The organism is Streptomyces hydrogenans, from assembly GCF_014656075.1.
Classification (GTDB): Bacteria; Actinomycetota; Actinomycetes; order Streptomycetales; family Streptomycetaceae; genus Streptomyces; species Streptomyces hydrogenans.
The window spans coordinates 95868-115184 of record NZ_BNBS01000005.1 but is presented as its reverse complement, the minus strand read 5'-3'; the positions used below and the strand labels follow the sequence as shown (position 1 = coordinate 115184).

Here is a 19317-nt window from a genome sequence, read left to right as displayed (position 1 = left end):
GGGATCAGACCTTCCGGGGGAGCGCGTCCGCGACGGTGACCGCGCGGTCGATGAATCCGGTGCGGTGGAAGACGTCGGCCGCCCGCTGCTGCTCGGCGACGAACTCCTCGGTGACCTCTTCGATCGTCCACGGCAGGGCACGCAGTGCCGTCTCCCAGTCCTCGGCGGCGCCGCCCTGGTCGGCGGCGGCGAGGGCGGCGGCCTCCCCGGGGTGTTCGGCGGCCCACGCGTCGGCCCGGCGGAGCGCGCGGACCAGCGCCTCGACGAGCTCGGGCCGCTGCTCGGCCAGGTCCCGGCGGGTGAAGAAGACGGACCGGTCGGAGATCACGTCCCCGGTGCGGACCAGGGTGCGCAGCCCGCCCGTGCGGCGGGCCGCGGCGAGTTCGGCACCCTGGGCGACCCAGGCGGTGATCTCACCGGAGCGGAGCTTCGCCTCGCTGTCGGCGCCGCCGCGCACGGGGGTGATGTCGGTGGCGTAGGAGAGGCCCGCGTCGTCCAAGGCCTGGGCGACGAGGTGGGTCTGCCAGGAGCCGATGGCGAGGTGGACGGTGCCGCCCTTGAGGTCGGCGACGGTGCGCACCGGGCTGTCCTCGGGGACGAGGAGGGCGCCGTGGTCGGGGCGGGGTGCCGAGATCGCCGTGTAGACGATGTCGTGGCCGGCCGCCTGGGCGGTGACGGGCGGGGTGGAGCCGGTGCCGCCGAAGTCGATGGTGCCGTCGGCGAGGAGGGCGCCGGTGCGCACGCCGTCGGTGTACGCGTGCCAGCGCGCGGTCTCGCCGAGGGCGGCGAGCTCCTCCTCCGCGTAGCCGAGGCGGGAGAGGTGGAAGAGGGTCGGGTTGCTGCGGTGGACGCCGAGGGTGACGGTCATGCGGAGAACTCCTTCTGCGGGGCGCGGGTGGTGGAGGGCGCGGGGGTCGGTGCGCCGGCGGGTGTGGTGGCATGGACGCCGAGGTCCGCGAGGAGCCTGCGGCGCAGGGCGACGACCTCGGGGTCGCCGGGGTCCCGGGGGTGGGGGACGGTCACGGGCTCGTCGGTGACGAGCCGGCCGTCGCGCAGGACCGCGACCCGGTCGGCGAGCCGTACGGCCTCGTCGACGTCGTGGGTGACGAGCAGGACGGCGGGGCGGTGGATCCGGCGCAGTTCGCCCACGAGGTCCTGCATCCGGAGCCGGGTCAGCGCGTCGAGAGCGGCGAACGGCTCGTCGAGCAGCAGGAGTTCCGGCTCGCGCACCAGCGCCCGGGCCAGGGCGACCCGCTGCGCCTCACCGCCGGAGAGCGTCGCCGGCCAGGCGTCGGCGTGCTGCTCCAGGCCGACCTCCGCGAGGGCCCGCAGGCCCGTCTCGCGGGTGGCGGCGCCGCGCGGCAGCCCGACGGTCACGTTGGCGAGGACCCTGGTCGAGGGGATGAGCCGGGGCTCCTGGAAGACGATCGTGCGGGCCTCGGGGACGAGGACCTCTCCTCCGTCGGCGCCGTCGAGGGCGCCGAGGATGCGCAGCAGGGTGGTCTTCCCGCTGCCGCTCGCGCCGAGCAGGGCGACGAACTCGCCGCGTCCGATGGTGAGGTCGAGGTCGTCGAGGACGGCACGGTCCCCGAAGACCCGGCGCAGGGCGCGTACGCGTACGGCGGTCATCGTGTCGTCCCTCCGGGTCCTGCGGTGCGCCAGGGCATGAGGATCCGCTCCAGGCCGCGGACCAGCACGTCGGCGGTGAGGCCGAGGAGTCCGTAGACGAGGATGCAGACCGCGAGGATGTCGGTGCGGGCGTAGCTCTGGGCCTGCGACATCAGATAGCCGATGCCCGCGGTCGCGTTGATCTCCTCGGCGGCGATGAGCGCGATGACGCTGAGCGTCATCGACAGGCGCAGTCCGGCGAGCAGCGACGGCAGGGCCCCGGGGAGGACGACCTGGCGGACGATCGCGAGCCGGCCGAGGCCGAAGCTGCGCATGGCCTCGACGAGCTTGCGGTCGGTGTTGCGGACGCCGCCGCTGGTGGAGACGTACATGGGGAAGGTGGTGGCGACGGCGATGAGCAGGATCTTCGCGGTCTCGTTGATGCCGAACCAGACCATGAAGAGCGGTACCAGGGAGAGGAAGGGGATGGTGCGCAGGGTCTGGAGCGAGGAGTCGAGGAGCTCGTCGCCGAGCCGGGTGAAGCCGGTGGTGATCCCGAGCGTGAGCCCGACGGCGAGACCGATGACCAGCCCGATCCCGGAGCGGGTGAGAGAGGTCGCGAGCGCGTCGGGCAGCTGCCCGTTCCCCCACAACTCGGCTACCGCGTCCAGCACTTGGGAGGGAGATGCGAGCACGTCGGGGGTGAGGAGCCCGGTGGCGGACGAGACCCACCACAGGACGAGCAGGGCGACCGGCCCCAGGGCGCGGACGGTGAGGCCGTGGGCCCGGGAGCGGGGGCGGTGGACGGAGGGGCGGGGGGTGACCAGGCCGGGGGCCGGGGGCGCCGTCACGAGAGGGACTCCACGTCGAGGAGGTGGGCGGCGATGTCGACCGTGCCGGGCGTGACCTTCTGGTCGGCGTAGAAGCGGGCCACGGTCCTGAACCGCTCGATGTCCTCGGGGCCGATGGGGTCGACGGTCCCGCCCTTGCGGGTGAACTCGATCTGGACGTCCTTGGCCTTGCCGGTGACGGCGGTGGGGCCGGCGTCGGTGAAGACGTTGAGATAGGCGGCCGGGTCCCGGCGCTCCTTGGCGCTGTTGTCGTGGAGGTAGCGGTAGAGCGCCTCGACGATCGCGGGGTGCTCCTTCACGAAGTCCGAACGGACGGCGTTGAGGCTGTAGTTGTCCGACCCGATGGCCGCGCCGTCGGCGAGGAAGCGCGCCTTGCCGCTGCCGATCTCGGCGACCGCGTAGGTGGACCAGACGGCCCAGGCGTCGACCTGTCCGGCGTTGAAGACGGCGGCGGTCTGGTCGGGCCGGAGGTAGACGCGCTCCACCTCGTCGGCCGGGATGCCCTCCTTCGCGAGGGCCTTGAGGAGCAGGTACTCGCCGGTGCCGCCCTTGTTGACGGCGACCTTCCGGCCGACGAGGTCCTTCACGGAGGCGATGTCGGACCCCTCGCGGACGAGGATGCCCTCGCCGACGGGGTCGGGGTCGGTCGCCGTGAAGAAGGCGAAGCCGGGGTTCTGGGCGAGCGAGGTGATGCCGGAGGTGATGGAGCCGGTGGCGAAGTCGAGCTGGTCGGCGTTCATCGCCTGTGCGGCGGGTGCGAAGGGACCGGCGCTGCCGGTCCAGGCGACCTTGGCGCCGACGGCGGCGAGCGCCTCGTCCAGGCTCCCGTCCTGCTTGCCCCGGGCGAGGACCCCGGCGTTTCCGGGGTCGGGGATGCGGACGGTGACGGTACCGCCCTCGGCCGCGCCGCTCCCGCCGGTGGCGGAGTCGGCCGCCGGGTCGGCGCCGCAGGCGGTCAGGGTGGCGAGGGCGGTGAGAGCCGCCAGAGCGGTGAGGGAGGCGAGTGGGCGCATGGCGGTCGTCCTTGCTGGGCGGAGAAGGGAAAGGAGTGCGGGGGCGGGGGGAGGAACTGTCGGAAGGGGCGGCAACGGCGAGAGGCGAACGGCGTGCCGGTGACCGGGGGACCGGGTTACGCGACGGGCGCGTGGCTCGGTGACGGCGTGCCGGCGAGGATCCGGTGGGCCCGGCGCAGCGGCTCGGGGTCGGCCCAGGCCCGGATGTCGACGGCCTCGGGAAGGAAGCCGTGGGCGCGCAGCGCCGCCTCCTGCCGGGCCAGCAGGTCGAGCCGCGGGTCGGAGAGGTCGGGGTGCAGGGTGCGGTGGGTGCCGTCGCGGTAGGCGCCCGCGACGCCCTCCGCGCCCGCGCCGGTCTCCGCACCGAGGATGCGGGCGACCTCCGCAGGCTCCCCGGCGGCCCAGTCGGCGGCCCGGAGCAGGACGGCGAGGAAGCGGGCCACCAGGTCGGGGTGGCGGTCGAGGAGGTCCTGGTGGACGGTGAGGGGGCGGGGGGTGCCGTTGTTGACGCGGTGCGCGGGGTCGGGGAGCGCGTCGAGTTCGACGGCCACCTCGGCGCCGGCGCGGCGGGCCGACTCGACGGCCAGGGCGCCCTTCACGTACACGGCGTCGACCTCGCCCCGGCGCAGCGCGTCGAGCTCGGCGGCCCACTGCCCGGTGTGCCCGGCCGCGGGGACGTCGACGAGCCGGGCGTCGCCGAGTCCGAGACCGGCGGAGGCGAGGGCGCCCTCGAAGCCGCGGAGCGCCATGGCCCGCCAGAAGTCGATCGGCACGTCGTGCCGGGGCACGGCGAGCCGGAGCCCGCGCAGGGCGCCGGCATCGCGGACCGGGGAACCGGGGGCGACGAGCACCGCCTGGCGCTCCTCGATCCAGGTGAGCCCGACGAGCCGGGTGTCCTGGCCGCGCGAACGGGCCCACAGGGCGGGGACGTTGCCGCCCTCGCGGAAGAGACCCGGGAGGTCGTGGGTGTAGTGCGCGGCGCGGTCGGCACCGGGATCGGCGTCCTGGAGGGAGCGGACGGCGATCCCGTCCGGCGCGAACTCCGCGGCGAGCCAGCCGCGGTCGGCGGCCACGCCGGTGGCGGTGGGGACGGGGCAGCGGGTGAACCAGAGAGTCTCGGGCAGACGGGCAGCGGTCATGGAGGAGTCCTGGGGTGAAGGGAGGCGGGGCGGAGGCCGCGCGGGACGGGCCACGGCGCCCCCGGGCACGTCGGCACACGGAGCGCACCGGGCACGGCCTGCGAGGCGCGGCGCCCCGTAAGGAAGGGGGGCCGGTACGGCAGAGGGGACGGGAACGGCGTCAGCCGCGGCGACAGCCGGTACCGGTGACCCGCGCCAGGTCGATGTGACGGCGGCGGGTGAGCCCGAGCAGGAGGTGGGGGACGGCGGGAACGGCGGGAGCGGCGTACGACGCCGTGCGGCACATGCTCATGGCGGACCTGCTCCCTCCGTGCGATGGTCCCGGGACGTGGCGTCCCGGGGCGGTGTCCTCCTGGGGTGTTGGCCGGAACCATGACACGACGATCCGGCCCGCCACAACTCGCTTCCCATCATGTGGGATTGCACATGAACGGCATGTTTCCTCCCGGGCCGCGGAGCCGTTCCGGGTACCGCGATGTGGGAGCGTAGGAGGTGTCGATCACCGAGGGGGAGCGAGCACCATGACCACCGAGGCCGAGCCCGTACGTCCCCCGGCGGGCGCCCAGGCCGTCCGCCGCGCCCTGGACGTCCTGCACAGCTTCCACGACAACCGGCCCGACCTCAGCGTCTCCGACCTGGCGCGCCGGCTGGGCCTCTCCACCTCCACCGCCCACCGGCTGGTCCGGACCCTGCTCTCGGCGGACTTCCTGGAACAGGACGCCCGCACCGCCCGCTACCGCCTCGGCCCCGCGGTGACCGAACTGGGCCGGCTCTCCTACCACCAGCGAGGACTGCACCTCGCCGCACCGGAACTGGCCGACCTGGCCGAACGGACCGGCGCCACCGCCGACCTGGCCCTGCGCAGCGGCCCGTACGCCGTCATCGTCGCGGGCGGTTCGGTCACCCCCAAGGTGGGGCTGCGCCGCCCCCTGCACTCGACGGCACTGGGCAAGGTCCTGCTCGCCTGGCCCCGTGCCGGCGAGGCGGGTCCGCTCGCCCTGCCGTCCCTGTACGCGTTCACCGACCGCACCATCGTCGAACCCACCGCACTCGCGGCCGAACTGGCAAGGGTCCGGGACGCGGGCCACGCCCTCAACGACGAGGAGTCCGCCCCCGGAGTCCGCACGGTGGCCGTGCCCGTCCTGGAACGCGCGGGCCACGCACGCTTCGCCCTCGCGGTCCGCGCGACACCGGAGGTCATCACGGACGCGAGACTCGACTGGTTCCTCACCCAGGCCCGCTCCTGCGCCCGGGCACTCGAAGTGCTCCTCCTCCCCCCGACCCAGCGCCGCCCCCCGGAGGACGCGCCACCGCCCCGCGCCGACCGCTCATAGCTCCGGGAACGGTGGGGCGTCGGCCCTCACCCGCGACAGCCCCGGGCAGGCATCGCCTTCTCCGGCCGTCCCGAGGCACCCGCACCCTCGATGGCTCACCGCGCGGCCACGGCCGCCTCCCCGCCGCCCGGATGGAGCACGGCCGCCGCGATCTCCCGTACGCGCTCCAGGCTGATTCCCGTGCGCTGCTCGACGGCGAGAGGGTGGTCGATGGGCTCCAGCTCGACGCGGGGCCGTTCGCCGACCGGGCGGGTGTGCACGTGCGTCTTCAGGTTGAGCGTCGGGGACGGGTAGACGGACAGGTCGGTGGTGAGCCAGCCGAAGTACGGCCGCTCGGTCTCCCGGCCGGGCGTGTCCCACAGCTCCGCCGCCCGGGCGAAGTTCTCCCGGCTGAGCGAGACCCAGACGCCCCAGGAGAACACCTCGTCGCCGCCGATCACCGGAATCTCGATCAGGCCCTTGACGAAGTAGTGCTGCCCGAGGACCACGCACTGGTCCGCCGAGAGCAGGCAGTCCTCGGCGTCGGCGAAGGCCGCGTCCCACACCGCGGGGGCCTCGGCCGTGTAGTTCATCGGCAGCTCGGAATGCCGGGCACCGCAGCAGGCGCAGGTGAAGGCGTGGTCACTGGTCATGGAGCGGGAGCCTAGCGACGGGTTCCGATACCGCCCCGGGCGGGACCCGTGTCCTCCCACTCGCAGAGCTGGCCACCGATGCCGGAGCGTTGTTGCACCGGGGGAGGGGCGAGCGGGGCGGGGACGGAGGGACGTGCGCGGACCGCCGTCGGCGAGTTCCAGGAGCCGTCACCCCTTCCGGCGGGGCGACCCGTGGACGGCGTCCAGGGCCAGGTCCAGGAGGAACTCGGGCCGGCCGGGCCGGTCGTCCTGGGTGGTGGACAGCGCGATCCCGATGACGAGGTGGAGGAGGTCGTCGGCGGTCAGGTCGGCGCGGGCCGATCCGTGCAGCTGGGCCCGGTCCAGGAGGCCGGTCGCCATGTCCAGGATGCGCCGGTGGCAGTCCGGGCCCGACTCGCCGGCCGGTTCGACCAGCAGGGCGCTGCCCATGCCCTGGTTCACGCGGGCGTGGGCGAGGAAGGCGCGCAGCCATTGCTCCAGGGCCTCGTCGGCGTCCTCCGACACCAGCAGCCGCTCCGCCTGCGCGCCCAGCCTCTCGATCCGGTCGGAGAGGACCGCGCTCAACAGGGCGGAGCGGTCGGGAAAGTGGCGGTAGAGGGTGCCGGGGCCCACCCCCGCCCGGCGGGCGATCTCGTTGAGGGAGGCGCCGGGCCCGGCCTCGGCGAACACCTCTCGTGCCGCCGCCACCAGCCGTTCCCGATTGAGGCGGGCGTCCGTGCGCCGCGGAGGCTCGGCCGCGGCCCCTGCCCGTCCGTTCGTCATCGTCCCGCCCTTCGGTCGACTCCCGGCCTGGCAAACCGGAGAGGTTCTCCGTATGGTAGCCGGAAGAGGAAGCGGAGAACCTCTCCGTTTTGTGGCTTCGAGGAGTACCGATGACGGACGACGCACGGACCCGGCTCGGCCGGGTCGGGATCTGGACCTTCGCCTACGAGGGGCAGCCCGCGGCACGCGTGAGGGAATCGGCGGCGGAACTGGAGGAGTTGGGGTACGGAGCCATCTGGCACGGTGAGGCGTTCGGTCGCGACACGGTGGGCCAGGCGTGGTTACTCCTGTCGGCGACCCGCCGGATCACCGTCGCGTCCGGCATCGCCAACATCGCCTTCCGGGACCCGATCGCCATGGCCAACGCCACCCGCACCCTCGGCGAGGCCTTCCCCGGGCGCTACCTGCTCGGCCTGGGCGGGCACCGGGTCGACGACACCGTGCACGAGGTGGACGGCTACCCCGTCCCGGCCCGGGGCAAGGCGCTCGCCACGATGCGCGCCTACCTCCACGCCATGGACGCCACCCCCTCCCACGGCCCCGTCCCGGATCCGGCCCCCCGGCGCGTCCTGGCCGCCCTCGGCCCCAAGATGCTCCGGCTGGCCGCCGAACGCACCTGGGGCGCGCACCCCTACTTCGTACCCGTCGAGCACACCGCGCGGGCCCGGACGATCATGGGACCGGACGCCTTCCTCGGCGTCGAGCAGGCCGTCGTCCTGGACACCGACCTCGGCCGGGCCCGGGAGGTGGCCACCGCACACGTCGCCGGCTACGTCGCCATGGCGCCCCACCAACAGGCCAACGTCCGCAGGCTCGGATTCGGCGACGAGGACGTCACGGGCGGACCCAGCCGCCGGCTGGTGGACGCGATCGTCGCGTACGGAGACACGGAGACGATCAGCCGCCGTGTGCGCGAGCACCTCGACGCGGGCGCCGACCACGTGTGCCTGCAGGTGCTGACCGCCGATCCGACCGCACTGCCGGAGCGGGAGTGGCGCGAACTCGCGTCGGCCCTCATCGCGCCCGCGCCGACATCGGACATCGGGCCGGCCGACGTGAGATGACCCCGTCTCAGGGGGCTGGCGGCCCCCTCGCCACCAGGGCGGCGGAAATGCATGGACGGCACCGCGGAAGATCGCCTAACCTGTGGCTCCACGCCCTGAGACGGACGGAAGGAGGCGAGTGCCGTGCAGTTCACACCTTTCCAGCGCTCCCCTTTCCGCTGCCCCGGCGTGGTGCACGAGATCTGACCGGGAGCGCTCCAAGCAGCCTGCATCCCGGAGGAATCCATGACCGATCCGGTCATCCGCGCGCTCTCGGCGAGCGACGCGACTCTCTTCGACGCCCTTCCCGACCCCCTGGGCGCCCGAGAAAGCCATCGGCGTACGCACTTCCGCCCCGAGTGGAAGCGCGTCGCCCTGCGCGACGGCGAGGTCGTCGCACGCGGCGCCTGGTGGGGCGGCCCCGAAGACCCGGAGCCCGTCAACATCAACTGGTTCGACGTGGCCGAGGGGGAGGAGGAGGCCGGGGCCGCACTCCTGCGCTCCGCCCCCTGGCAGGTCGAACTCGAGATCAACCTGCCCGGCGGCTGGCGGGACGAGCCGGACCGCCGCGCCGCCGCCGAAGCACGCTTCACCGCCGCACGAGCCGCGGGGTACGAGCTCCTGGTGGAACGCTTCCTGTACCAGTGGACCTCGGAACGCGGTCTGCCCGAGCGGCCGGAACGCCTCCGCTTCCGCTCCGAACCCGACGACACCGTGTTCCTCGACGCGTTGCGGCGCATCCACTCCGCGACCCTCGACGCCCACGCGCTCAGGGCCATCGAGGAGGGCGGTCTCGACCGGGCCGCCCAGGAGGAACTCGACTTCTTCCACTGGTGCCCGTCCCCACGCGAGTGGTGGCAGCTCGCGCACACGCCGGAGGGCGAACTGGCCGGCATCCACATCCCGGCCCACAACCCCTCCGGCCCGACCATCGGCTTCATCGGGGTCCTCCCCGAACAGCGCGGACGCGGCTACGCCTACGACCTGCTCGCGGAATGCACCCACTTCCTCGTCGAACAGGGCGCGGAGTCCATCAGTGGAGCCACGGACCGGGGCAACTTCCCCATGGCCGCGAACTTCGCCAAGGCGGGCTTCCCCGTCGTCCGTGAGCGCGTCAACTTCCACCCGGCGGACCGCGCGGAGCCGTAACCGGCCCTCGTAGTACGGCCCTTCCCCCGGCCGGTCCACCGGTGACGAACCCAGTAGTGAGGGAGGGCATGGCGAGGGTCCCGCGACGGGGGCGTCACCCCTGTCGCGGGACCCTGGTCAGCGCCGGAGGGCCGGCGGGTCGTTCCTGGAGATCAGCGGCCGAGCAGCGGCACGTCGATGTCGCCCAGGTGGAAGGCGCGCACGGCCTGGACCAGCTCCTCGACCGAGAGCTGGCCGTCGCCGTCCGTGTCGATCTGACGGAACGCCTCGGCCGGCTGCACGCCCTCCACGCCGATGGCGTCCAGCCAGGTCTTGAACTCGGCCGGGTTGACCTGGCCGTCGCCGTCCACGTCCACGAGCTCGACAATGGCCTGGATGGTCGGCTTGACGACCCGGCCGAAGCCCGCGCCGCCGTTCTCCAGGACGTGCTCCTCGGCGATGTGGCTGAACTGCTCGGGGGTCAGAGCACCGGTCTGCTCGTCGATGCCCGCCTTGTCGGCGAAGAAGCTCCACATGCCGAGGTAGGCGTCGGTCAGCTGCCGGCCGGCCGGGGAGACCGGAGCCTCGCCGAACGCCTGGAGGATGCGCTGGGCCTCGGCCTGCCAGTCGGCGCGGTCGATCTGGCCGTCACCGTTGACGTCCCAGAGGTCGAAGCGCTTCTGGACGCGGTCGAGCTGCACGGAGGTGGTCATGTCGTAAGTCCTTAGGTGGGAGTCGCGCGAAGAGGGGTGGCGAGGGCCGGAGTCGTCCGCTGGACGCGGACACAGGACCCTGCCGACACATAAAGTAACGTATCGATCACGCTTGGTGAGCGATCGCGTCCGCTCGTCCGCCGTACGAGTCCCGGGAACCCGGGCAGACCGAGCGCGGAGTGCTCCTGAGAGTCACCTTTGTCGAGGTGGCGCCAGGTTGACCGAGCGCCGTGCCCTGCCGGGACTCACGTCGTTGAGCCAGGCATGACGATCTTCAACCACCGCGTTCTCGCCGCCGCCACCGTCGCCGCCACCGCCGTCCTCGCCTCGGCGGGAGCGGCTGCGGCGGACAGCGTCGGCAACCACCTGCCCGGGGTCGGACTCCTGTCCCAGACCTTCGGCAACGGAGACCAGCGGGCCCCCGCGGACCACGCGTCCGAATCCGGCAAGGCCGCCGACACGCTGCCCACCCACGACGCCCTCAACAACGTCACCCTCCCCTGACCGAAGCCGGCCCCGCCGCAGGCGGGCATCGGGAGTCACATCCTGGGGCCCGCGCGGGCGGGGACGGCCGGTCTACCCGGTCCGCCGGTCCTGACATCCGACGAACTGCGACGGGACGTCGAGGCCATGCGTCGGCGCGGTGTCGTGTTCGAAGAGACCGAGGACTGCGACCTCCGACGGTTCGGTCGTGCCCCTCGGCGCCACCGAAGTCGCGGCCGGCGGCCGTATGTTCTCCGGCGAGGCCGCCCATGGCCGCCCCGATGCCCCGTCGTCGGTTCAGCCGGTGGCGGTGAGGTGATAGGTCGTGTCGACCTGGAAGCCCCCCGCCGTCTCGCCCTTGATCTCAAGGACGTACTGACCGGGGAGCAGCGGGGTGACGGCGGACCAGAGGCCCCAGGCGAGATGCATGCGCAGGCCCACGCGGAAGGGCGGGGCGACGAACTCGCGGAGGGGGAGAGGGGCGCCGTTGAGGTACGCCTCGGCCCGGGTCACGTCGAGGGAGAGGGGTTTGCGGGAGTGGAGCTTGGTGTGCTGGACGTTGAGCACGGGGAAGAACACGGGACGTCCGGCCGGCATCTCGCAGTGGCGGACCACCCGGCCGCCGTAGGTGCCCGCCAGGAACCACAGGTCGTCCGGCTGCCGCCACGCGGCGTGTGCGCCGGTGGTGTCCGCCACCGGGCTCACGTCGTCGGGGGCCGACAGGGCCCACTGCCACCAGCGGGCGGCGAGGACGCCGCCCTCTTCATCGGATATCTGCCATGCGCTCACGCCGCCACACCCTACGGGGCGCGGGTGCTGGAGAAGGAGGGAGGGCTGTTCGCGTGAGAGCCCCCCCACCTTTGCGGGCCCACCTCGGCCGGTCGGAGCCCGGACGTCGGTAGGCTGAGTGCTTTCGTGGGGGTGCGATGGGAACGTCTCGATGGGGCGGCGAGGGTCAGAGGTACGCGCTGACTTCGGACGAGGACGACAGCGACTTCTGGGGCTTCGCTCACGATGCCGAGGGGTTCTTCACGCCGCTGCCGGAGGGGGAGGACCTGCTTCGAGTGCGCCTCGAAGGGTGCCTGCCCCAGGGTGGCCTCCTGAAGAGCGCCGACCATGTCGGCAGTCGTCGCGCCGTGGCGGGGAACGGCCATCTCACCTGCCTCGACGCTGACGGTGCCGCCATGGGGACCTACTTCGTGGGAGAGGTCACCGTCGTCGACGTCACGCCTTCCGCCCGGGGAGCCGACCTCGTGGACCTGACGGTCACGTTGTGGTGCGAGGGCGGCCTGCCCGGGGCGGAACGCGTGTGGGACCTGGTCCGCACGGGTCGCCTGAACCGTCCGGGCATGTGGCACGAGCTCGTGCCCGCGGACCGGCACGCCTGGCTGTCGGTGGCGTTGATGTCTCGTGGATACCGCCGCAAGGGACGACCCGATGCGCCCGCGGGCCGGGTGTTCACCCTGGACGGCCGGCACATCGTCGACGAGGACAGCTTCTACTGCGCGCTCGGTGAGGCGGTCGACGGACCCGGCGGATACTTCGGCTGGAACCTCGATGCTCTGGACGACTGCCTCCGCGGCGGCTGGGGCGCCACGACTCCGTTCACCCTGCACTGGGACTTCTCGGCCGCATCACGGGCACGGTTGACCGAGGTCGTGCAGACCGCCGACCGTGACGTCGCGCTGTTCGATCTGCTCCTGGAGATCCTCGGGGAACGGGGCGCGCGCGTGGTCCTGCGGTGACCGCGTGACGGACCTGTCGCGAGGACCGGGACCGGGGGCGGGTCGAGGCGGTGCCCGGCCCGTCGAGGAGCCGGATCACTCCCGCGGGTTCGTGAAGGCCTCCCGGTGGTCGTGGGCCCACTGCTCGAAGGTGCCGGCGGGGCGGCCGAGGATCCGCGGCACGTGGTCGGTGAGGTAGGCCGCGCCGCCGGCGCGTGCCCAGGCGACGCCGGTGGCCATCGCGGCCGGCACCTGGTCGAGGGTGGGGACGTCGGTGACGTCGACCGGGCGTGCCAGTACGCCCTCCAGGATCGCCGCCTGGTCCGCGAACGTCAGCAGTTCCGGTCCGCTCAGGTCGTACCGACGCCCGTCGTGGGCATCGCCGGTCAGGGCGGCGACGGCGACGGCGGCCACGTCCCTCGGGTCGATGACGGCCTGGCGGGAGTCTCCGGCCAGGTTCGGGAGCGGCTCACCGGCCCGGATCAGCGGTGCGAAGCGCAGGAGGTTCGAGGCGAAGCTCGGCGGGCGGAGGACCGTCCACGCGAACCCGCCGGCTTCGATCGCCCGCTCCGCGTCGACGTGCCAGGCGCCGACGGTCGCCCCGTCGAACGTCTCGCCGCTGCCGATGGCGGACAGTTTGACGATCTTGCGGACGCCAGCGGCCCGGGCGGCCTCCAGCAGGGCGAGGTCGTGGGCCGCGGTCGGGACGGGCGGCACGGTGACGAGAAAGACGGCGTCGACGCCGGCGACCGCGCGCGCCAGTGACGCGGGGTCGTCGAAGTCGGCCTGTACTCCGCCGGGTTGCGCTCGGCGGGACATCGCCCGGAAGGGCACCCCCTGCTCGGTGAGCAGGCGGGCGACGTGGCTGCCGATGGTGCCGGTGGCACCGGTGATGAGGATCATGTCCTGACGATCGCAGCGCCCGCGCACCGTTCTCTAGGAAGTTTCGGCACTATCGTGAGCCGCGTGACCTCACTCCTCGTTCCGGCCGGCTTGCGGCCCTGGGTGGCCGGGATCGACGTCGCCACGGCGGAGGACGCGGCGGAGGATTCGGCGGAAAGTCCGGCGGAAGGGCGCCCGGTGGCCGACGTGCCCGATCACGCCACCACGCTCCTCCTGCGGACCGACGAGCGCGCGCTGGTCTTCATGGGCCCGCGCACCCGGGCCGCGTACCACCTCGCGCCGCCCGGCCGTTCGTGCGTGCGGATCCGGATGCGGCCGGGGCGTGCCCAGGCTCTGCTCGGCCGTCCGGTGAGCGGGCTCGCCGACCGGGTCCTGCCGCTCGGCGAACTGCCGGGCCTGGACCTCGACCTGCTCGCCGCCGATCCCGTCGCCGCCCTCGGGGCGGCGCTCGCCGACCGGCCCGAGCCCTCGCGGCGCCTCGATGAGGCGGCGCGTCTGCTGGCCGGTTCGACGATCGGCGAGACCGCGTCCCGGCTGGGGATCGGCGAGCGGCGTCTGCACGTCCTGTTCACCGACGGCACCGGTCTGTCCCCCAAGCACTTCGCGCGCATCGAGCGCGTACGCGCCGTGCTCGCGGCCGGCACCGGTCGGTGGGCGGACATCGCCGCGTCCGCCGGCTACTACGACCAGTCCCACATGACGGGCGAGTTCCGCCGTTTCATGGGCGTCCCCCCGGCCGCGTTCGCCGCGGGGGCGCGGCCGGCCGCGACGCCGTGCACCGCCTGAGTCCCGGAACGCACCACGGAATCGTGCCGGGTCCCGTCCCCGCTCCGGTGGCGGGGCGTGGGCATGGGGCCTCGCCGGAGACGTGGGCGGCTCCGGCCACCCGCGTCTCCGGGGAGGGGGTGGGGCGTGGCGGTGCGTCACGCCCCGTCCCCGGGGCGTCAGGTCACTCGGCGGGCAGGCGCGGCGTGCGCGGCGGGACAGTGCGCCGGCTGCCGGTCCGCTCGAAGGCCGCGGCCAGGGACAGCAGGGCGTTGTCGTCGTAGGCGCGGCCCGCGAAGGTCAGGCCGACGGGCATGTCGGTGTCCGTCATGGTGCCCATGGGGACGGTGACGGTCGGGATGCCGAGGTGCCGGGGGACCAGGTTGCCGTTGGCGACCCAGACGCCGTTGCGCCAGCCGAGGTCGGCGGACGCCACGTTCACGTCCATGTCCGCGGGGCCCACGTCGGCCACGGCGGGGAAGACGACCGCGTCCAGGCCCAGCCCGTCCATCCACTCCTCCAGGTCGACGCGGCGCGTCTCCTCGAGTCCGCGCAGTCCCGCCTCCAGGAGCGGCATGTCGGCGAGGGACGCGTACGGGCGCTCGCGCACGAAGCGGGGGTACGCGCCGATCGTGTCGTCGAAGCCCTCGTACCGGTCGGGCAGCTCGCCCTCCTGCTTGGGCCAGATCCGGTCGCCGTCGACGTCGGCCAGGGAGGGGAGCGCCGGGTCGCCGTTGGCGCGCAGGAAGTCGTCCCAGGCCCAGGCGGACAGGTCCTCGATCTCGAAGGTCAGGTACTCCCGGCTGACCAGCCCGCGGGTGAGCAGGGAGGGCGCTCCGGGGCGGTCGGACTCGTAGTTCGACACCACGGGGAAGTCGACCTCGACCACCTCGGCGCCGGCGGCCTCCAGATCGCGGCGGGCGGCCTCCCACAGGGCGATCACCGACGGGCGCGTGTCGACCCGCTGCCCGGTCTGGCCGCCGATGCCCCCGTCGGGGTTCGTTCCGGCGTCGGGGTCGGCGTTGACGTACATCCGGGGCACGCCGACGCGCTTCCCGGCGAGCACGGAGGCGGCGGCCCCGGCGTCGGCGGGTGCGAGGGCCGGGTACGAGGAGGGCCGCACCCGCGACGGCGGGGGCAGCTCCAGCCACGGCTGGGCGCGCCACAGGTCACCGCGCGGGTCCGGGTCGTCGGCGACGATGACGTCGAGCAGTTCCAGCAGGTCGGCCATGGTGCGGGTGTGCGGGACCACGACGTCCATGGTGGGGACGAGCGGCCAGTTGCCGCGGACCGAGATCACGCCGCGGCTGGGGGTGTAGGCGCACAGCGCGTTGTTCGACGCGGGCGCGCGGCCCGAGGACCAGGTCTCCTCGCCGAGGCCGAACGCGCCGAAGGACGCCGCCGTCGCCGTGCCGGAGCCGTTGGAGGAGCCGGAGCCGTAGGCGCTGGTGAGCCACTCGGCGCTGTACGGGCTCTCCGCACGCCCGTAGACGCCGCGCTGCATGCCGCCGTTCGCCATCGGCGGCATGTTGGTCAGGCCGATGAGGACCGCGCCGCCCGCGCGCAGCCGCTCGATGGCGAAGGCGTCGCGCTGGGCGACGAGGTGCTCGAACGCCGGGGAGCCGGACGCGGCCGTGAGCCCCTCGGCGAGGTAGCTGTCCTTGGCGGTGTAGGGGATGCCGTCCAGCGGGCCGAGCGTCTCGCCGCGGGCGCGTCGGGCGTCGGACGCCTCCGCCTCCGCCCGGGCGCGCGGGTTCATCACGACCATCGCGTTCAGAGCGGTGGCCGTACCGGGCCGGTCGTACGCCTCGATCCGCGCGAGGTAGGCGTCGAGCAGCCCGACCGCGGTCGTCTCGCCCTTCTCCAGCGCTGCGCGCAGGTCGGCGATACAGGTCTCCACGACATCGAATCCACGCGTCATGAGGGGGGTCTCCTGAGGGTGAGCGGGGCGGGCGGGCCGCCGGCCGTCGGGGCGACCGCGCACGGTCGGTCGTCCTTCGTCCATCGCACTGACTAGATTTTCAATCTAGACTAAGGATCTAGGTTTGTGGAACCTAGACTGGGCACCTGAATTTCCGGACCGGGAAGTGAGAGCTCATGCCGACGTCAGAGACCGGGCCCTCGCTGCCCCACCGCCTCCCCGCGCCGTCGGAAGGCGTGACCGAGGCGGCCGGTGGCGGCACCGGCGGCACCGCCTCACGGCCCGCGGCCCGGGTTCCGATCGACAGGAAGCGCCAGCCCAGCGGGGACGAGGCGCGGGAGCGCGCCATGCGGGCCGCCATCAGCGTCATAGCCGAGAAGGGCACCGCGGCCCTGCGGATGTCGGACATCGCCGCCCGGGCCGGCATGAGCACCGGCCACATCCTCTACCACTTCGGCAAGAAGGACCGGCTCCTGCTGGAAGTCCTCGCGTGGAGCCAGGAGGACCTCTGGGCACGCTTCCGGCACGCCGTCGACCGGGCGGCGTCCCCCGCCGAGAAGCTGGACCTCTTCGTCCGCTTCTACCTGCCCGTCCACCAGGACGACGACCGCTACGCGCTGTGGACGCAGGTGCTGGCCCAGCGCCACGACGAAGCGGGCCGCAAGATCCTCACCGAGCTGCTCGACGGATGGGACCAGCGCCTGGAGGCCATCGTCCGCGAGGGCCGGGACCTGGGACACTTCGCCGACGTCGACCTTCCCGAGTTCACCATCCGGGCCGTGGCGATGCTCAGCGGCCTCGCCGAGGACGTCATGTTCGGACGCTCCCGCTGGCAGCACGCCTCCCCCCACGCGTTCGCCATGACCGCCCTCACGCGCGAACTGACCCCCGCCGACCGGCGCTGACGGCGGACGCGCCCGACGGTCCCCGACCCACGGGGCGGACCGCGCCCGACGCCGGGCCCGCCGGCCCGTCCTCCGGAAGGGCGGGCCGGACTCCAGGGACGTCACCGGGGACGCTCGACTCTGCCTCCGTCGCCGCGCGGTCGTGTATCAGTCGTGCATCATCGCTGGTCAGCCCTATGCGTCGACCGACGGCACCAGACCGCCGGGTGCGTGGCGGGTCGTGAGGAAGGGGCATGATGGGGAGCCCGATGACCACACCGCCCGATGGATGCGCATGTCTGAAGCCACTCCCGTGAAGATCCTGCTCGTCGAGGACGACGAGGTGATCCGGAGATCCGTCGCGATCGCCCTGGAACGCTACGGCTACGGCGTGACCGTCGCCGGCGACGGGCTGACCGGGCTCGAACTGTTCAGGGAGGGCCGACACGACCTCCTGCTGCTCGACGTCATGCTCCCCGGGCTGGACGGCATCGGGCTGTGCCGCCGCATCAGGGAGTCGAGCACCGACCCGATCCTGATGATGTCCGCGCGCGGCGATGCCCTGGACGTGGTCTCCGGGCTGGAGGCCGGAGCCGACGACTACGTGGTCAAACCCGTCGACACCTCCGTCCTGGTGGCCCGGATCCGTTCGCTGCTGCGCCGGGCCACGTTCGCCGCCCCGGCTCGGGCCGGGGAGACCGGACGGGAGGCGCCGGCCGGCCGGCTGGTCTTCGGCGATCTGGCGATCGACCCCGCCGCCCTGGAGGTGTTCAGGGACGGCCGGGAGCTCACCCTGACACCGACGGAACTGCGGCTGCTGCTGGAGTTCGCGGCTCAGCCGGGGATCGTGCTGGACCGCCAGACCCTGCTGCGCCAGGTCTGGGACTACGGCTGGGACGGTGACACGAGAGTCGTCGACCTGTGCGTACAGCGGCTGCGGAAGAAGATCGGCGCCGACCGCGTCGAGACGGTCCGCGGCTTCGGCTACAAGCTGCGGCGCTGAACGGAGTCACGGACATGACGGTCGTCCGCTCGCTGCTGAACCCCCGCTCGATGCGCTGGAAGACCATCTTCCTGGTGGCCGTGGCGTGCTCCTCGATGGCGGTCACCATCGGGCTGCTCGTGCACGACTCGACCCTCAGGCGGTCGATGAACGACGGCGCGGCCAAGGCCCGCAGCAGCCTGGACAGCGCGGTGCGCGACGCCCACGCCACGGGCCAGGAACCGCCCCTCGCCACCCCCGGCGAACTCCCGGACGCCCTGCTGCGGCAGCTCGACCAGCACGGCGAGGGCACCCTCTACGAGAACGGTCCCCCCGCACCCGTCTACTGGGCCGCACGGCAGGAAGGCGGGCGGCTGTACGCGGTCGAGGTCGACATGACCACCGATCTGCTCACCCGCCAGGCACTCGACCGGCACCTGTGGAAGTACTCCCTGCTCACCCTGGCCGTCGTCGTCCCGGCCACGGCCCTGGCCACGGCACTTCCGGCCCGGCGGCTCCGCCGGGTGGCCCGTACGGCCCGCAGCATCACGGCGGGCGACCTCGACGCCCGCACGGACATGGGCGGGCGCGGTGGTGACGAGATCACCGAGATCGCCGCCACCGTCGACTCGATGGCCGACAGCCTGCAGCGGCGCATCGCGGACGAGCAGCGCTTCACCGCCGACGTCGCGCATGAACTGCGCACCCCGCTGATGGGCCTGCTCACCTCGGCCGGCCTGCTCCCCGAGGGCGAGGTCACCGACCTCGTACGGGACCGCGTCCAGGTCCTGCGCGACCTGGTCGAGGACCTCCTGGAGATCTCCCGCCTCGACGCCGGCGCCGAGCAGCCGCTGCCGCGCCCGGTCGATCTCGCCGAACTCGTCGAGGAGTCGGTGGCCAGGACCGGTCTCACCGCGCGGGTGACCACCCGGGACGCGCCGGCGGTGGCCCGGACCGACCCCCGGCGCCTGGACCGCATCGTCGCCAACCTCGTGGTCAACGCCCACCGCCACGGCGCGGGTCCCGTGGAGATCACCGTCTCCGGCACGACGATCACCGTCCGGGACCACGGCCCCGGTTTCCCCGCGGACCTCCTCGCCCACGGGCCCCGCCGGTTCCGCACCGGCGCGGTCGAACGGGGCCGCGGCCACGGTCTGGGCCTCACGATCGCACGGGGCCAGGCCCAGGTGATCGGAGCGGAGCTGGACTTCGCGAACCATCCCGAGGACGGAGGGGCGGTGGCGGTGCTGCGCCTTCCCGAGACGGCCGGCGGCCTTCCCGAGGACCACGGGGGAGAGGACGATCCCGGCGGAGCGGCGGCGGCCCGGGCCGAGGACGCGCCCCGTACCGGCCTGCCCGACCGGGCACGGACCGATACACGGCCGATGCATTCCTGAGCGTCCCCGGCGCGGTCGCGGCCCAGGCCCCGACA

21 protein-coding genes are annotated in these 19317 nt (G+C 73.4%); 9 read left to right on the top strand and 12 right to left on the bottom strand.

Annotation, left to right across the window (positions count from 1 at the left end; all coding sequences use genetic code 11):
- Window positions 1-4: 4 nt before the first annotated feature.
- From IE321_RS04135 to IE321_RS42740, 6 genes are all read right to left on the bottom strand, one after another.
- Window positions 5-868 carry an ABC transporter substrate-binding protein gene (locus IE321_RS04135; protein WP_043220878.1) on the bottom strand — a complete coding sequence of 288 codons (864 nt, stop codon included), beginning with the start codon at window positions 866-868 and terminating at the stop codon, window positions 5-7.
- The gene (locus IE321_RS04130) at window positions 865-1629 is read right to left on the bottom strand and encodes an ABC transporter ATP-binding protein (protein ID WP_190221822.1); all 765 of its coding nucleotides are present in this window, start codon (window positions 1627-1629) and stop codon (window positions 865-867) included. The genes IE321_RS04135 and IE321_RS04130 overlap by 4 nt, the downstream gene beginning before the upstream one ends.
- Entirely contained in the window at window positions 1626-2459 is an 834-nt protein-coding gene (locus IE321_RS04125; RefSeq protein WP_043220874.1) for an ABC transporter permease, read from the bottom strand. Before IE321_RS04125 ends, IE321_RS04130 begins: the two co-directional genes overlap by 4 nt.
- On the bottom strand, window positions 2456-3472 hold the full coding sequence (locus tag IE321_RS04120; RefSeq protein ID WP_190221821.1) for an NrtA/SsuA/CpmA family ABC transporter substrate-binding protein: 1017 nt from the start codon (window positions 3470-3472) through the stop codon (window positions 2456-2458). The genes IE321_RS04125 and IE321_RS04120 overlap by 4 nt, the downstream gene beginning before the upstream one ends.
- 116 nt (window positions 3473-3588) lie before the next feature.
- A complete protein-coding gene (locus IE321_RS04115; RefSeq protein WP_190221820.1) occupies window positions 3589-4611 on the bottom strand; it encodes an ABC transporter substrate-binding protein in 1023 nt (340 codons plus the stop codon).
- 160 nt (window positions 4612-4771) lie between these two features.
- Window positions 4772-4903 (bottom strand): putative leader peptide, encoded by a 132-nt coding sequence (locus IE321_RS42740; RefSeq protein ID WP_264202515.1) that lies wholly within the window; start codon window positions 4901-4903, stop codon window positions 4772-4774.
- Window positions 4904-5132: 229 nt separating this feature from the next.
- Between IE321_RS42740 and IE321_RS04110 the strand changes: the two genes are divergently transcribed.
- Entirely contained in the window at window positions 5133-5945 is an 813-nt protein-coding gene (locus IE321_RS04110; RefSeq protein WP_190221819.1) for an IclR family transcriptional regulator, read from the top strand.
- Between the two features lie 95 nt (window positions 5946-6040).
- On the opposite strand, the gene IE321_RS04105 is transcribed toward IE321_RS04110, so the two are convergent.
- On the bottom strand, window positions 6041-6517 hold the full coding sequence (locus tag IE321_RS04105; protein ID WP_229916303.1) for a DUF2199 domain-containing protein: 477 nt from the start codon (window positions 6515-6517) through the stop codon (window positions 6041-6043).
- A gap of 228 nt (window positions 6518-6745) precedes the next feature.
- A complete protein-coding gene (locus IE321_RS04100) occupies window positions 6746-7339 on the bottom strand; it encodes a TetR/AcrR family transcriptional regulator (protein WP_190221817.1) in 594 nt (197 codons plus the stop codon).
- 110 nt (window positions 7340-7449) lie between these two features.
- Here IE321_RS04100 and IE321_RS04095 point away from each other — a divergent pair, with 110 nt between their 5' ends.
- Together IE321_RS04095 and IE321_RS04090 are read left to right on the top strand one after the other, a co-directional pair.
- Window positions 7450-8403 (top strand): TIGR03620 family F420-dependent LLM class oxidoreductase, encoded by a 954-nt coding sequence (locus IE321_RS04095; protein WP_190221816.1) that lies wholly within the window; start codon window positions 7450-7452, stop codon window positions 8401-8403.
- Between the two features lie 225 nt (window positions 8404-8628).
- On the top strand, window positions 8629-9531 hold the full coding sequence (locus tag IE321_RS04090; RefSeq protein WP_190221815.1) for a GNAT family N-acetyltransferase: 903 nt from the start codon (window positions 8629-8631) through the stop codon (window positions 9529-9531).
- Between the two features lie 152 nt (window positions 9532-9683).
- On the opposite strand, the gene IE321_RS04085 is transcribed toward IE321_RS04090, so the two are convergent.
- On the bottom strand, window positions 9684-10223 hold the full coding sequence (locus tag IE321_RS04085) for an EF-hand domain-containing protein (protein ID WP_190221814.1): 540 nt from the start codon (window positions 10221-10223) through the stop codon (window positions 9684-9686).
- Window positions 10224-10487: 264 nt separating this feature from the next.
- Between IE321_RS04085 and IE321_RS04080 the strand changes: the two genes are divergently transcribed.
- Entirely contained in the window at window positions 10488-10727 is a 240-nt protein-coding gene (locus IE321_RS04080) for a hypothetical protein (protein ID WP_190221813.1), read from the top strand.
- 276 nt (window positions 10728-11003) lie between these two features.
- On the opposite strand, the gene IE321_RS04075 is transcribed toward IE321_RS04080, so the two are convergent.
- Window positions 11004-11495 (bottom strand): hypothetical protein, encoded by a 492-nt coding sequence (locus tag IE321_RS04075; protein WP_190221812.1) that lies wholly within the window; start codon window positions 11493-11495, stop codon window positions 11004-11006.
- A 395-nt stretch (window positions 11496-11890) separates the two neighbouring features.
- Between IE321_RS04075 and IE321_RS04070 the strand changes: the two genes are divergently transcribed.
- Window positions 11891-12451, top strand: coding sequence for a barstar family protein (locus tag IE321_RS04070; RefSeq protein WP_226652910.1), 561 nt, complete (start codon window positions 11891-11893; stop codon window positions 12449-12451).
- A gap of 75 nt (window positions 12452-12526) precedes the next feature.
- On the opposite strand, the gene IE321_RS04065 is transcribed toward IE321_RS04070, so the two are convergent.
- Window positions 12527-13333, bottom strand: coding sequence for an NAD(P)H-binding protein (locus tag IE321_RS04065; RefSeq protein WP_190221810.1), 807 nt, complete (start codon window positions 13331-13333; stop codon window positions 12527-12529).
- Between the two features lie 63 nt (window positions 13334-13396).
- On the opposite strand from IE321_RS04065, the gene IE321_RS04060 reads away from it, so the two are divergent.
- Window positions 13397-14119: a helix-turn-helix domain-containing protein gene (locus IE321_RS04060; protein ID WP_226652909.1), complete on the top strand. Its 723-nt coding sequence runs from the start codon at window positions 13397-13399 to the stop codon at window positions 14117-14119.
- A gap of 163 nt (window positions 14120-14282) precedes the next feature.
- Here IE321_RS04060 and IE321_RS04055 read toward each other — a convergent pair whose 3' ends face one another.
- On the bottom strand, window positions 14283-16019 hold the full coding sequence (locus tag IE321_RS04055) for an amidase (protein WP_190221809.1): 1737 nt from the start codon (window positions 16017-16019) through the stop codon (window positions 14283-14285).
- Window positions 16020-16195: 176 nt separating this feature from the next.
- Between IE321_RS04055 and IE321_RS04050 the strand changes: the two genes are divergently transcribed.
- From IE321_RS04050 to IE321_RS04040, 3 genes are all read left to right on the top strand, one after another.
- On the top strand, window positions 16196-16924 hold the full coding sequence (locus IE321_RS04050; protein ID WP_190221808.1) for a TetR/AcrR family transcriptional regulator: 729 nt from the start codon (window positions 16196-16198) through the stop codon (window positions 16922-16924).
- 274 nt (window positions 16925-17198) lie between these two features.
- Window positions 17199-17906, top strand: a complete 708-nt coding sequence (gene cseB, locus IE321_RS04045) for a two-component system response regulator CseB (RefSeq protein WP_190221807.1) — start codon at window positions 17199-17201, stop codon at window positions 17904-17906.
- A gap of 14 nt (window positions 17907-17920) precedes the next feature.
- Window positions 17921-19282, top strand: a complete 1362-nt coding sequence (locus IE321_RS04040; protein WP_190221806.1) for an ATP-binding protein — start codon at window positions 17921-17923, stop codon at window positions 19280-19282.
- The last annotated feature ends 35 nt before the right edge of the window (window positions 19283-19317 follow it).